This window comes from Pseudomonas sp. LBUM1669, assembly GCF_059695705.1.
In genome coordinates this window covers 2,880,579-2,893,188 of the sequence record NZ_CP166784.1, presented here as the reverse complement: position 1 = coordinate 2,893,188, position 12,610 = coordinate 2,880,579, and the positions used below count along the sequence as shown (strand labels likewise).

Here is a 12,610-nt window from a genome sequence, read left to right as displayed (position 1 = left end):
CGGGCAAGCCTCGCTCCTACAAGGTTTCGCCGACCGCAGAAGTGGCGCACACCACAAAACCTGTAGGAACGAGGCTTGCCCGCGAAGAGGCCATGAGCTACAGCACAAGACTCATCCCATCAAAAGCCACTTCAATCCCCCGCCGCTCCAATAACGCCCGCTCAGCCGAGTCTTCATCGAGGATCGGATTGGTGTTGTTAATGTGGATCAGCACTTTGCGCTGGCGTGTAAACCCCTCCAGCACTTCAAGCATCCCGCCAGCACCGCTTTGCGGCAGATGCCCCATTTCACTGCCCAGGCTATGGCCGACTTCGCACACGCGCATTTCGTCGTCGCGCAACAAGGTGCCGTCCAGCAGCAGGCAATCGGCGCGTTGCATCCAGCTCAGCGCTTCGTCGTCGATTTGCCCAAGGCCTGGGGCATAGAACACGCTGGCGCCGCTGCGCCGGTCTTCGATAAACAAACCGATGGTGTCGCCCGGTTGCGGATTGCCGCGATTGGGCGAATACGGCGGCGCGTTGCTCACCAAGGGAATCGCGCGAAACTGCAGGTGCTCGCAGGCCGCAATGCTGAACGGTTCACGGTCCAGCCCGACGGGTTGCCACTGCAAGCCACCGTTCCAGTGCTCAAGCATGGTGAACAAGGGAAAGCCACTGCTGAGGTCTTGATGAACGCGTTCCGTGCACCAGACCGAATGCGGACACCCTTCACGCAAGCTCAACAGGCCGGTGCAATGGTCGATCTGGCTGTCCAGCAGGACGACCGCGGCGATGGCCGTATCGCGCAAGCGGCGGGCCGGTTGCATTGCCGGGAAACTTTCAAGCTGAGCACGAATGTCCGGTGACGCATTGCACAGCACCCACTCCACACCGTTGTCGCTCAGGGCAATCGACGATTGCGTGCGCCGTTGCGCCCGCAGGCTGCCATCGCGCATCCCGGCGCATTGGCGGCAGTTGCAGTTCCATTGCGGGAAACCGCCACCAGCGGCGGAACCGAGAACACGAATGTGCATGGGAGGCTCCAGAAGGCAGGCCCGGCCAACGCGACGGCTGGCCGGGTGGACAATCAACGGTTGGCGAAATACATCGTCACTTCAAAACCAATGCGCAGATCGGTAAACGCGGGTTTATTCCACATGGGTCAATCCTCTTCTTGTGCCGGGACATTCCGGTAAAGCCATTAATGCACGGGGCGCCAAGTGATCGAATGCTACTTTGGAACGAGGTGGCGGCGTGCGTTGGTAGGGGGTCTTCAAGCACACAAAAAACCAATGTGGGAGCGGGCTTGCTCGCGAAGGCGGTGTGTCAGTCAACCCATATGTTGAATGTGACGCAACCTTCGCGAGCAAGCCCGCTCCCACAGGGTTTTGCGGTGTTCTTGCGGGTTAGAAGAACCCCATCGGGTTGATGTCGTAGCTCACCAGCAGGTTTTTGGTCTGCTGATAATGGTCGAGCATCATCTTGTGGTTTTCACGGCCGACACCGGACTTCTTGTAGCCACCGAACGCCGCATGCGCCGGGTACAGGTGGTAGCAGTTGGTCCACACACGTCCGGCCTTGATCGCCCGGCCCATGCGGTAGGCACGATTGATGTCGCGGGTCCACAGACCGGCGCCGAGGCCGAATTCGCTGTCGTTGGCAATCGCCAGGGCTTCGGCTTCGTCCTTGAACGTGGTGACGCCTACTACCGGGCCAAAGATTTCCTCCTGGAACACGCGCATTTTGTTGTGGCCCTTGAGCAGGGTCGGCTGGATGTAATAACCGCTGGACAAGTCGCCCTCCAGACGCTCGGCCGCGCCGCCGGTGAGCAGCTCGGCACCCTCCTCCTGGGCAATTTTCAGGTACGAGAGGATCTTGTCGTATTGCTGCTCGGACGCCTGGGCGCCAACCATGGTTTCAGTGTCCAGCGGGTTGCCGCGCTTGATCTTGACGATCTTCGTCATCACCACTTTCATGAAGTCGTCGTAGATCGATTCCTGCACCAGAGCCCGGGATGGACAGGTACAGACTTCGCCCTGATTGAAGAACGCCAGCACCAGGCCTTCGGCGGCTTTCTCGATGAACTGCGGCTCGGCTTGCATGATGTCTTCGAAGAAGATGTTCGGCGACTTGCCGCCCAGCTCTACAGTACTTGGAATGATGTTCTCGGCCGCGCATTTCATGATGTGCGCGCCAATCGGCGTGGAACCGGTGAAGGCGATCTTGGCGATGCGCTTGCTGGTGGCCAGCGCCTCACCCGCTTCGCGACCGAAACCCTGGACGATGTTCAGCACGCCGGGTGGCAGCAAGTCGGCGATCAGCTCGGCGAAGACCATGATCGACAACGGCGTCTGTTCGGCGGGTTTGAGCACCACGCAGTTGCCGGCAGCCAGGGCCGGGGCGAGTTTCCACGCGGCCATCAGCAGCGGGAAGTTCCAAGGGATGATCTGCCCGACCACGCCCAGCGGCTCGTGAAAGTGATAGGCGGTGGTCAGCTCGTTGATCTCGGCGGCGCCGCCTTCTTGAGCGCGGATGCAACCGGCGAAGTAACGGAAGTGGTCGGCGGCCAGTGGAACGTCGGCATTCAGGGTTTCGCGCACGGCCTTGCCGTTGTCCCAGGTTTCGGTGACGGCGAGGATTTCCAGGTTCTGTTCGATGCGGTCGGCGATTTTCAGCAGCACCAACGAACGATCCTGGGCCGAGGTCTTGCCCCAGGCATCCGCCGCCGCATGGGCTGCGTCGAGGGCTTTTTCGATGTCGGCGGCGTTGGAACGAGGGAATTCGGCGATCACTTCACCGGTGACCGGCGAGGTGTTGGTGAAGTACTCGCCATTGACCGGGGCAACGAACTCGCCGCCGATGAAATTGCCGTAGCGCGCTTTGAAGGAAACGACGGCGCCGGGTGTTCCAGGTTGTGCGTAGATCATGGTGGGCCTCTGTCTGGGTCGATGCCTGTCGGGCAAACAGGCGATGAACCGATAGTAGAGAGCCCCGCGTGCCAGACGAATGCGCCGTTGGCAGGGGGATTCTCGTTATTTGGTAGTAGAAGGTGCCCCGGTATCAGCAGGCTTTTGTGGCGAGGGAGCTTGCTCCCGCTGGAGGGCGAAGCACTCCCAAACCCAGACGCTGCGGTTTATCTGTCACACCGCGCTGGCCGGTTTACGACTGCTTCGCAGCCGAGCGGGAGCAAGCTCCCTCGCCACAGGTTGTGTAGGTATTTAGATCAGTGTTTGGCCACGACCAGGTCTTTGGGCAGCTTGAAGGTCCAGAGCATCCCGCCCTGGTTGAAGTCCTTGATGCGCTTGGCCACTTCACCGCCCCACAGCGGCACAGCACCGCCCCAGCCGGACAGCACCGAGACGTACTGTTCGCCATCCATTTCCCAGGTCACAGGCGAGCCGAGGACGCCGGAACCGGTCTGGAATTCCCAGACTTTCTCGCCAGTCTTGGCGTTGAACGCCTGCAGGAAACCTTCCGGCGTACCGGTGAACACCAGGTTGCCCTTGGTGGTCAGCACGCCGCCCCACAGCGGCGCGTAGTTCTTGTGGCGCCAGACTTCCTTGCCGGTCTTAGGATCGATGGCGCGCAGCACGCCGATGTAGTCTTCGTTCAGCGGTTTGATGGTGAAACCGGCGCCGAGGAACGCCGCGCCTTTCTTGTAGGCGATGCCTTCGTTCCAGATGTCCATGCCCCACTCGTTGGACGGCACGTAGAACAGCCCGGTGTCCTTGTTGTAGGCCATCGGCATCCAGTTTTTCGCGCCGAGGAACGCAGGTGCTACGAACACCGAACTGCCTTTGGCTTCGGTGCCTGGCGCACCAGGGCGGCTGGCTTCGTTGTAGATCGGCCGGCCCTCTTTATCCAGGCCGGTGGCCCAGGTGATCTTGTCCACGAACGGGAAGCCGCGAATGAATTTGCCGTTGGTGCGGTCCAGCACGTAGAAGAAACCGTTACGGTCGGCGGTCGCAGCGGCTTTGATTTCTTTGCCGCCTTCGGTGTAGTTGAACGACACCAGCTCGTTCACGCCGTCATAGTCCCAACCGTCGTGGGGCGTGCTCTGGAAGTGCCACTTGATGGTGCCGTCGTCCGGGTTGAGCGCCAGGCGCGACGATGAGTAGAGGTTGTCGCCAGGACGCAGGTGCGAGTTCCACGGTGCCGGGTTGCCGGTGCCGAACAGCAGCAGATTGGTTTCCGGGTCGTAGTAACCGCCGAGCCAAGGTGCCGCGCCGCCGGTTTTCCACAGGTCACCCGGCCAGGTCTTGCCGGCTTCGCCGCCGGAGATGCCGTTCTCTACCGCTTTACCGTCCTTGTAGGTGTAACCCATGTGGCCTTCCACCGTGGGTCGGGTCCACAGCAGGTCGCCGTTTTTCGGGTCGTAGGCTTCGATCTTGCCGACCACGCCGAATTCACCACCGGCCACGCCAGTGATCAGTTTGCCGTTGATCACCAGCGGCGCGGCGCTGATTGAATAGCCTTCTTTGTGGTCGGCAACTTTCTTGCTCCAGACCACTTTGCCGGTGTCCTTGTTCAGGGCCACAAGCTTGGCGTCGAGGGTGCCGAAGAACACCAGGTCGCCGTACAGCGCGACGCCACGGTTGATCACGTCGCAGCAGGGACGGATGTCATCGGGCAGGCGCGCATCGTATTGCCAGAGCTTCTTGCCGGTGCGCGCATCCACCGCAAACACCCGCGAATAGGAACCGGTCATGTACATCACGCCGTCCTTGATCATCGGCTGTGCTTGCTGACCGCGCTGTTTTTCCCCGCCGAAGGAGAACGCCCAGACCGGGCGCAAGTCCTTCACGTTGTCGACGTTGAGGGTGTCCAGCGGGCTGTAGCGCTGACCCTGGACGCCCAGACCGTTGGTGACGATCTGCTCCGGGTTCTTGGGGTCCTGGAGAATGTCCTGGTCGGTGACGCCGGCCAGCGCGGTGGCGGACAACAGCATGGCGCTGAGCAGTAAGCTCAAGACGAAGGGTTGGCGACGTGCGGGTTCGGTCATGACGGCTGCCTCTGCGGTTTTTGTTATACCCGGGAAATTTTCCCGGTCTGGTGCAGATTCTTCGGCGCCGCCGCCTTTGGAACAATTGCCCGCAGTGTTGAGATTGCTAGTTCCTTAGTACCGGGTCGGAGGAGATCAACACCGAATTGGGTGATCGACACCAGTCCCCTGTGGGAGCGGGCTTGCTCGCGAAGGCGGTGTATCAGTTGATATTAATATTGCCTGACACGACGCCTTCGCGAGCAAGCCCGCTCCCACAGGGATTTGTGTGAGTCATTTGTCGGCGGTGGAATCGACTCGGGTCATCTGTGCGCGCTCATAGCGCGGATACAGATGACTGACGCTGCGAATCAGCTCATAGCGACTCAGGCTGATGCCAGCAAACCGCTCGGGAATGGGACTGCGGATCATCTCGCTCATGTCGCTGCCATTGGAGGCGCCGTCGCGCATGATCTGATCGAGCCAGCCAAGATAGTCGCGCATTTGCTCGAACGGTTGCTGATCGCTGGCCACCGGTCCATGGCCGGGCACGATCAGCGTCCACGGCAGGCCTTGAAGCGTGGCGATGTCCGCCAGCCACACCGACAGCCCCGGGCTGTTGGGCGTGGTCAGCGCCCGTTGGTAAAACACCAGGTCCCCGGCAAACAGCACGCCGGTTTTCTGGTCGAGAATAGCCAGATCCGCACCGGTGTGCCCACCCAGGCTCAGCAGGCGCAGATCGTGATTCCCAAAACTCAATACGCCGGGGTTCAGCGTCCGGGTCGGTAGCACCACTTCGGTGCCGCGCATCCAGTCCCCCACCAGTCGATACATATTCTCGGCCATGGCGTCGCCCTGCCGATGCAACAGCTCGGTGGTGCCGGCCAATGCACCGATCGGCACATCACTGAAGGCCAGGTTGCCCAGCACATGGTCCGGGTGGTGATGGGTCAGCAGAACCTCAATCACCGGCTTATCGGTGGTCGCGGCAATGGCTTTGCGCATCGCTTCGCCATAGCGTCTGGACGGCCCGGTGTCGATCACCACCACCCCGCGTTCAGTGACGATAAACGCGGTATTGACGATGTTGCCGCCGTTGGCCTTGGCGAAATTGTCGGTGTTGCCTTCTAGCAGCCAGGTATCTTGGGCGATCTTTCGGGGCTTGAGCACGTAGTCGAGGTCCGCCAGTGCCGGCAGGCTCAGGCTCATGAACAACAGCAGCATCCAGCGCATCACGCGCTCCTTGGGGTCAGGGTATGGCCGCATCGAATTGATTGCCGCTGTTGTCACGCAGCAACAGGCGCGTCTGCCCTGCCCCTTCGATGTCGAAGGCCAGGTTGGGGTTTTCGCTGACGGCGGGAAACAGCTCCAGTCGGGCCAGCAGCTGATCGTTCCCGTCGCGCAGCTCGGCATGGTTGATGAAAAATTCCGGGATGCCGCTGACCATGCCGTTGTCCATCGGGTGCGCCACTTGCAAGCGCACCCGGCTGAACTCACCGCGCGGATAACGACCGCCCAATACTTCGCCGACGTGGTCTTCCCAGCCTGGCTCGGTGCGCACGACGCTGGGCGCGGTGCATCCGCCGCCCGCCGCATCGATCAACGTAGAGCCGACATGCCAGAGCCCATCGCGGGTCAGCACCGCCGCGCGCAACGGCGTGGCTTGCTCGATACGGATGCGGATCGACAGCCACGGCAGCACGCGGTCTATCGGTTGGAAATCGACAATCTTCGGCAGCGGATTGAGTTCCGCCCAGGCGAGGATTTTCACCACTTCGCCTTTGAACGCCCGGGCGTCGATTTCCAGCGGCACTTGCCGGGCATCTTCGGCGAACGGCGGCGCCAGCAGCTTGACCCGGTTATCGAACACGAACGGCGCATTGCCAAGTATTTGCTTGTGGTAGAAGGCCCACATCACCGAGGGCACCGGGTCTTTGCCCGGTTCGATATCGCCAGCGTGCGCCGCCAGGGGCAACCAGCAGAGCAACAGGCAACTCGCTCGCCAGTTCACGGTTGGTACATCTCGGGCACGTCATAGCGCAGGCCGTAATGACCATAAATGGTCTTGACCACCTCCTCGCGGATCAAGCCCTCCAGCGCCTCTTCCACGGCGTAGGCCAGTTGCCGGTTGCTTTCGTGCACCGCCATGCCGATCTCCCAGAGTTGCTTGCCCATGTTCGGGTAGGCGTTTTCCGCCAGCGCCACTTGCGGATCGTGGGCTTCGTGCACTTGCCAGTCGATCTCGCCACGCATGGCCATCACCGCATCGACTTCACCGGCCTTCATCGCCGCGAAGGCTTGGGGTACACCGGGATAGTGGTGGGTTTTGCCGGCGAGCATGCCGTTGAACACCGAGGTCAGGTAGAACGACGGCACGCTGTCGACTTCGACGCCAATCGGGTGGTGCTCGAACACCGCGACGCTGCCCACCTTGTCGAGACGGCGGCGATCATAGGCGACTTGCCATTGTTCGTTCTGGTACGGCCCGAACATCACCACATGACCGTTTTCCAGCTCACCCAGTTCGTTGCGTTTTTGCGCGTAATCGCGATCGTAGGGCACGCGCATCATCAGGTCGGCCAACTGCAAATCGTGCAGCTGACTGGCCCGCCAGATGTAGTCCCGCAGGTCGTCATCGAGCTTCTCGCCGGCGGGCGCCCAGATCAGCGTCAGGCGCACGCCAAGCGCTTTGGCCAAGGCTTCGGCGAGTTCGACATCAACCCCGCGAGGCCGGCCGGCATCTTCAAAACTGTAGGGAGCGAAGTCCTTGTAGACCGCCACTTTCAGCTCCCCGGCAGCGATCATTTCGTCATAGGTACGGACCTGCGCCTGCACCGTTTGGCAGCACAGCAACACAGCGCTGATCAACACAGCGAGCAGGCGCATGGATTACTCCTCGACGTGAACGCTGTCCAGGTAGGTGCGCACAGCCCATAACGCTTCCTGGCTCAAGTAATCCGCCATCTTCGGCATGTAGACCCGGCCATCTCGTACCGCACCGTTACGCACGCGCTCGACAAACCATTCATCGCCCGCGTCACCGACATCGAGCATGCGCAGATCGGGGGCGATGCCGCCGGACTTGGCTTCCAGGCCATGACACGCGGCGCAGTTCTGGTTGTAGGCCGAAGAGCCGATTTCCACGGCCTTATCGTGTTCCGGGGTGGAGCGGTAAGGGTTCACCGCTGCCCAGCCATCTGCATCGACCTTGACGCCTGCGTCCTTGATCGGGGTCAGGCCAGACGTTTCGACAGCCTGGGGGACCACGTTGCCGTGGGCCCAGACCGAACCTGCACTGATGAAACCTGCCAGCACTCCGGCAACGAGTAAGGCGTTGCGTTTTGTTGTCATTGTTATGCCCTCAAGATTGCACGCAAAACCTCGTTGAAGAGGCTATGGCACCCATCTTGGTACCGGCCTCGCACAATCCCCATACTGCTTTGGTGGCCGCCGTCTAATCCCTTGGTAGTAGGGCTTGTGACGCACCACCCGCATGATCACGGCGAAAAAACCGCAGACTCGCAGGTTGATCCACCACAGTGACTGACACGCCTAGCGCTCCGGTGTCGCGGGCAAGACCAGCAACGGCGCCGGGCGGGGGCCCTGGAGCTTGTCGACACCGATCAGGGTCAGGATCAACAACAACGGCAGGAGCAGCGCTTTGAGAATTCGCATGGTCGATCTCCTCCAGTGTGATGCCCGTGATTGCCCATGCTAGAACCGCGCCGCCCCGGGCGAGCTACTACCTTGGTACTGCCTGACTGGTACTTTCTGCATATTTCATTCTGCCTCGCAGGCTTCCTATGCTGGCGCTACCTGTAATGGAGTGCCGTTATGCGAAAGCTTGCCCCTTACGCCCTGATCTACCTGCTGGCGATTGCCTGCGCCGCCGGGCTCGCGACGCAGAGCCAGGCCGCGGATGCGCCGTTGCAGGTGCAGATCGGCTACCTGGGCTATCGGCCTGACCCCGGCCCGCTGCTGTCGAACGTGATTCCCGAACCGGTCGATGCCGGGCTTCGCGGCGCCGAACTGGCGATCACCGACAGCAACAGCACCGGGCGTTTTCTCAACCAGAGTTACAGCCTCGTCACCGCCAATGCCGACAGCCCGGATGCCCTGATCGAAGCGGCCAAGGCCCAGCACGCACGGGGTCTGCGCCTGTTTGTGGTGAATGCGCCGGTGGAGACACTGCGCCGGCTCAGCGCCGTGCTGACCGACAGTTTGCTGTTCAACGCCGGTAGCCCGGATGACAGCCTGCGCACCACCGACTGCTTGCCAAACGTGCTGCACAGCCTGCCGAGCCGGGCGATGCTCGCCGATGCCCTGGCGCAGTTTCTGGTGGTGCGTAAATGGCAACGGGCGCTGCTGATCGTCGGCCCGACCCCGGACGATCAGGCCTATGCCGCCGCCCTGCGCCGCGCCGCCAAACGCTTCGGCCTGAAACTGGTTGCGGAAAAAGCCTGGAGTTTCGACAACGATCAGCGTCGCAGCGCCCAGGCCGACATGCCGCTGTTCACCCAGACCGCCGAATACGATGTGGTGCTGGTGGCGGACGAACGCGGCGATTTCGGCGAGTACGTGCCCTACCAGACCTGGTACCCACGGCCGGTCGCCGGCACACAGGGCCTGACCCCGGTGGGATGGCACAAAACCGTGGAAACCTACGGCGCCGCCCAATTGCAGAAACGCTTCGAAGCCCTGGCCGGGCGCTGGATGAATGACCGCGACTTCGCCGCCTGGATCGCCGTGCGCAGCATCGCCAGTGCGGTGAGCAAACTGCGGCAGGTCGATCCGGTGGCGATCCGCACGCTGGAAATCAGCGATCAATTGCCGCTGGACGGATTCAAGGGTCGCAAGCTCAGTTATCGCCCGTGGAACGGCCAGTTGCGCCAACCGATTCCCATCGTCCAGCCCCGGGCCTTGGTCAGCACGTCGCCGCAAGACGGTTTCCTGCACCCCGTCAACGAAATGGACAGCCTCGGCTACGACAAGCCCGAGGTCAGCTGCCGCTTCCCCTGATCCGCCACAACAACTACAACAAAAAGGAATCCATCATGCGCCGCACCCTGCTCTCTTGCGCCTTGCTGCTCGCCGCCGGGCACGCCGTCGCCTCTACCGCCTGGGTCTCCAACGAAAAAGACAACAGCCTGAGCCTGATCGACCTGCAAACCCTGCAAGTCACCGACACCCTGCCCGTCGGCCAGCGCCCGCGCGGTTTGCTGCTGTCCCACGACAACAAGCTGCTGTACATCTGCGCCAGTGACTCGGACCGGGTCCAGGTGATGGACGTCGCCACGCGCAAGATCATCAAGGAATTGCCATCGGGCAAGGACCCCGAGCAGTTCGCCCTGCATCCCAACAATCGCTGGTTGTACGTTTCCAACGAGGACGATGCGCTGGTGACCGTGATCGACACCGAAACTTCCAAGGTGCTGGGCCAGATCAGCGTCGGCGTCGAACCCGAAGGCATGGCCGTCAGCCCCGACGGCAAGTGGGCGGTGAACACCAGCGAAACCACCAACATGCTGCACTGGATCGACACCAGCACCCAGACCCTGGCTGACAGCACCCTGGTCGATCAGCGGCCGCGTTTCGTCGAGTTTTCACCTGAAGGTTCGCAACTCTGGGCCTCGGCGGAAATTGGCGGGACAGTGACGATTCTCGACGTCGCCACCCGCAAGGTCCTCAAGACCCTGACCTTCCAGATCAAGGGCGTGCACCCAGACAAAGTCCAACCGGTGGGGATCAAGCTCAGCGCCGACGGCAAGTACGGTTTCGTCGCGCTCGGGCCGGCCAATCATGTGGCGGTGATTGACGCCAAGACCTTCGAGATTCTTGATTACCTTTTGGTTGGCCGGCGCGTCTGGCAGATGTCGTTTACCCCCGATCAAAAGCAGTTGCTGGCCACCAACGGCGTCAGTGGCGATGTGTCGGTGATTGATGTCGACAGCCTCAAGGTCACCAAATCGGTAAAAGTCGGGCGCTATCCGTGGGGCGTGGTGGTGACGCCATGAACGCACTGGAAGTCAGCGAACTGAGCTTCGCCTATGGCGCGCGGGAGGCCTTGCGGCAGGTGAGTTTCAGCCTGGCTCCCGGGCGATTCGCGGCGTTGCTGGGGCCGAACGGCGCGGGCAAATCGACGCTGATTGCCCTGCTCACTCGGCTCTATGATTTGCAGCGCGGAGACATCCGGGTTGGCGGCTGTTCGTTGCGCAACGCGGCACGTCCGGCGCTCAAGCAATTGGGCGTGGTGTTTCAGCAAAGCACGTTGGACCTGGACCTCAGCGTCGAGCAGAACCTGCGTTATCACGCCGCGCTGCATGGCATGTCCCGGCGTCAGACTGGCCTGCGGGTCGACGCCGAGTTGGCCCGCCAGGCGCTGACCGATCGCCGTCGCGAACGGGTCCGCGAACTCAATGGCGGCCACCGTCGCCGGGTGGAAATTGCCCGTGCCTTGCTGCATGAGCCACGGCTGTTGCTGCTCGACGAGGCCAGCGTAGGCCTCGACCCGGCCAGCCGCCTGGCGCTCAATCAACACATCCGAGGTCTGTGCCGCGAGCAGCACATCAGCGTGCTCTGGACCACCCATTTGCTGGATGAAGTGCAGCCGAGCGACGACTTGCTGATTCTTCATCAGGGCCGTCTTGTGGCCAGCGGGCGGGCTGATGCCTTGAGCCAGGCGCATGGCGGCGACCTCGGTTCGGCCTTCACCCGTTTGACGACATCAGGAGCCGTCCGATGAATGCGTATTGGCAATGCTTCAGCGGCATCGTGCTGCGTGAATGGCTGCGTTTTGTGTTGCAGCGCACGCGGTTTCTCAGTGCGCTGGTGCGGCCACTGCTGTGGCTGCTGGTGTTCGCCGCCGGTTTTCGCGCGGCCCTCGGGATCGCGATCATCGAGCCCTACGACACTTACATTCCCTATGAGGTCTACATCATCCCGGGGCTGGCCTGCATGATCCTGTTGTTCAACGGCATGCAGGGTTCGCTGTCGATGGTCTACGACCGGGAGATGGGCAGCATGCGCGTGCTGCTGACCAGCCCCTTGCCCCGGACTTTCCTGCTGTGCAGCAAACTGCTGGCCACTTCGCTGATTTCGCTGTTGCAGGTGTATGCCTTTCTGGCGATTGCCTGGGTGTACGGCGTGCAGCCACCGGCCATGGGGCTGTTGCTCGCCTTGCCGGCGTTGTTGCTGGTGGCGTTGATGCTCAGTGCGCTGGGCCTGCTGCTGTCCAATGCGATCCGGCAACTGGAGAACTTTGCCGGGGTGATGAATTTCGTGATCTTCCCGTTGTTTTTCCTGTCGTCGGCGTTGTATCCGCTGTGGAAGATGCGCGAGTCCAGCGAGTGGCTGTACTGGCTGTGCGCGCTGAACCCGTTTACCCACGCGGTGGAGCTGGTGCGGTTTGCCTTGTATGAACGCTTCAATCCGCTGGCGCTGGCGGTGTCCGCGGGGCTGACGTTGCTGTTCGCCCTGCTTGCCGTCCTCACCTTCAACCCGCAACACGCCGCCCTGCGCAAAACCAACTGACACCACAACTCCCCCTGTGGGAGCGGGCTTGCTCGCGAAAGCGGTGTGTCAGACACATCGTTGTCGACTGAATGGACGCTTTCGCGAGCAAGCCCGCTCCCACAGGGGATTTGTGTTGGAC

General features: G+C 61.7%; 13 protein-coding genes. 4 read left to right on the top strand and 9 right to left on the bottom strand.

The window, feature by feature from the left end; all coding sequences use genetic code 11:
• Window positions 1-97 precede the first annotated feature (97 nt).
• The 9 genes from pqqB to ACA051_RS13475 form a co-directional block, all read right to left on the bottom strand.
• Window positions 98-1,012: a pyrroloquinoline quinone biosynthesis protein PqqB gene (gene pqqB / locus ACA051_RS13515; protein WP_497375203.1), complete on the bottom strand. Its 915-nt coding sequence runs from the start codon at window positions 1,010-1,012 to the stop codon at window positions 98-100.
• Window positions 1,013-1,065: 53 nt separating this feature from the next.
• Window positions 1,066-1,137 (bottom strand): pyrroloquinoline quinone precursor peptide PqqA, encoded by a 72-nt coding sequence (pqqA, locus tag ACA051_RS13510; RefSeq protein WP_010455123.1) that lies wholly within the window; start codon window positions 1,135-1,137, stop codon window positions 1,066-1,068.
• Window positions 1,138-1,384: 247 nt separating this feature from the next.
• Window positions 1,385-2,905 carry an acetaldehyde dehydrogenase ExaC gene (gene exaC, locus ACA051_RS13505; protein ID WP_497310252.1) on the bottom strand — a complete coding sequence of 507 codons (1,521 nt, stop codon included), beginning with the start codon at window positions 2,903-2,905 and terminating at the stop codon, window positions 1,385-1,387.
• A gap of 296 nt (window positions 2,906-3,201) precedes the next feature.
• Window positions 3,202-4,980, bottom strand: a complete 1,779-nt coding sequence (locus ACA051_RS13500) for a PQQ-dependent methanol/ethanol family dehydrogenase (protein ID WP_497375201.1) — start codon at window positions 4,978-4,980, stop codon at window positions 3,202-3,204.
• Window positions 4,981-5,253: 273 nt separating this feature from the next.
• Window positions 5,254-6,192, bottom strand: a complete 939-nt coding sequence (locus ACA051_RS13495) for a quinoprotein relay system zinc metallohydrolase 1 (RefSeq protein WP_497375199.1) — start codon at window positions 6,190-6,192, stop codon at window positions 5,254-5,256.
• A 16-nt stretch (window positions 6,193-6,208) separates the two neighbouring features.
• Window positions 6,209-6,970 carry a quinoprotein dehydrogenase-associated SoxYZ-like carrier gene (locus ACA051_RS13490; RefSeq protein WP_497375197.1) on the bottom strand — a complete coding sequence of 254 codons (762 nt, stop codon included), beginning with the start codon at window positions 6,968-6,970 and terminating at the stop codon, window positions 6,209-6,211.
• Window positions 6,967-7,845, bottom strand: a complete 879-nt coding sequence (locus ACA051_RS13485; RefSeq protein ID WP_497375195.1) for a substrate-binding periplasmic protein — start codon at window positions 7,843-7,845, stop codon at window positions 6,967-6,969. Before ACA051_RS13485 ends, ACA051_RS13490 begins: the two co-directional genes overlap by 4 nt.
• A 3-nt stretch (window positions 7,846-7,848) precedes the next feature.
• Complete coding sequence (pedF, locus tag ACA051_RS13480) at window positions 7,849-8,310, bottom strand: cytochrome c-550 PedF (protein ID WP_497375193.1); 462 nt, start codon at window positions 8,308-8,310, stop codon at window positions 7,849-7,851.
• 201 nt (window positions 8,311-8,511) lie between these two features.
• Entirely contained in the window at window positions 8,512-8,634 is a 123-nt protein-coding gene (locus ACA051_RS13475; RefSeq protein ID WP_497375190.1) for a hypothetical protein, read from the bottom strand.
• Between the two features lie 159 nt (window positions 8,635-8,793).
• On the opposite strand from ACA051_RS13475, the gene ACA051_RS13470 reads away from it, so the two are divergent.
• From ACA051_RS13470 to ACA051_RS13455, 4 genes are read left to right on the top strand one after another with little or no spacing between them, the layout of a single operon-like run.
• On the top strand, window positions 8,794-9,978 hold the full coding sequence (locus ACA051_RS13470) for an ABC transporter substrate-binding protein (RefSeq protein WP_497375188.1): 1,185 nt from the start codon (window positions 8,794-8,796) through the stop codon (window positions 9,976-9,978).
• Between the two features lie 35 nt (window positions 9,979-10,013).
• A complete protein-coding gene (locus ACA051_RS13465; RefSeq protein ID WP_497375186.1) occupies window positions 10,014-10,973 on the top strand; it encodes a YVTN family beta-propeller repeat protein in 960 nt (319 codons plus the stop codon).
• Window positions 10,970-11,701, top strand: coding sequence for an ABC transporter ATP-binding protein (locus ACA051_RS13460; protein ID WP_497375184.1), 732 nt, complete (start codon window positions 10,970-10,972; stop codon window positions 11,699-11,701). Before ACA051_RS13465 ends, ACA051_RS13460 begins: the two co-directional genes overlap by 4 nt.
• Window positions 11,698-12,489: an ABC transporter permease gene (locus ACA051_RS13455; RefSeq protein WP_497375182.1), complete on the top strand. Its 792-nt coding sequence runs from the start codon at window positions 11,698-11,700 to the stop codon at window positions 12,487-12,489. The genes ACA051_RS13460 and ACA051_RS13455 overlap by 4 nt, the downstream gene beginning before the upstream one ends.
• Window positions 12,490-12,610: the final 121 nt, after the last annotated feature.

Excerpts from the sequence above, each read along its gene's own strand:
- ACA051_RS13465 (WP_497375186.1), top strand. The coding sequence starts at position 10,014 with ATGCGCCGCACCCTGCTCTCTTGCGCCTTGCTGCTCGCCGCCGGGCAC.
- ACA051_RS13460 (WP_497375184.1), top strand. The coding sequence starts at position 10,970 with ATGAACGCACTGGAAGTCAGCGAACTGAGCTTCGCCTATGGCGCGCGG.
- ACA051_RS13500 (WP_497375201.1), bottom strand. The coding sequence starts at position 4,980 with ATGACCGAACCCGCACGTCGCCAACCCTTCGTCTTGAGCTTACTGCTC.
- pqqB (WP_497375203.1), bottom strand. The coding sequence starts at position 1,012 with ATGCACATTCGTGTTCTCGGTTCCGCCGCTGGTGGCGGTTTCCCGCAA.
- exaC (WP_497310252.1), bottom strand. The coding sequence starts at position 2,905 with ATGATCTACGCACAACCTGGAACACCCGGCGCCGTCGTTTCCTTCAAA.
- ACA051_RS13485 (WP_497375195.1), bottom strand. The coding sequence starts at position 7,845 with ATGCGCCTGCTCGCTGTGTTGATCAGCGCTGTGTTGCTGTGCTGCCAA.
- ACA051_RS13470 (WP_497375188.1), top strand. The coding sequence starts at position 8,794 with ATGCGAAAGCTTGCCCCTTACGCCCTGATCTACCTGCTGGCGATTGCC.
- ACA051_RS13475 (WP_497375190.1), bottom strand. The coding sequence starts at position 8,634 with ATGCGAATTCTCAAAGCGCTGCTCCTGCCGTTGTTGTTGATCCTGACC.
- ACA051_RS13495 (WP_497375199.1), bottom strand. The coding sequence starts at position 6,192 with ATGCGCTGGATGCTGCTGTTGTTCATGAGCCTGAGCCTGCCGGCACTG.
- ACA051_RS13455 (WP_497375182.1), top strand. The coding sequence starts at position 11,698 with ATGAATGCGTATTGGCAATGCTTCAGCGGCATCGTGCTGCGTGAATGG.
- pedF (WP_497375193.1), bottom strand. The coding sequence starts at position 8,310 with ATGACAACAAAACGCAACGCCTTACTCGTTGCCGGAGTGCTGGCAGGT.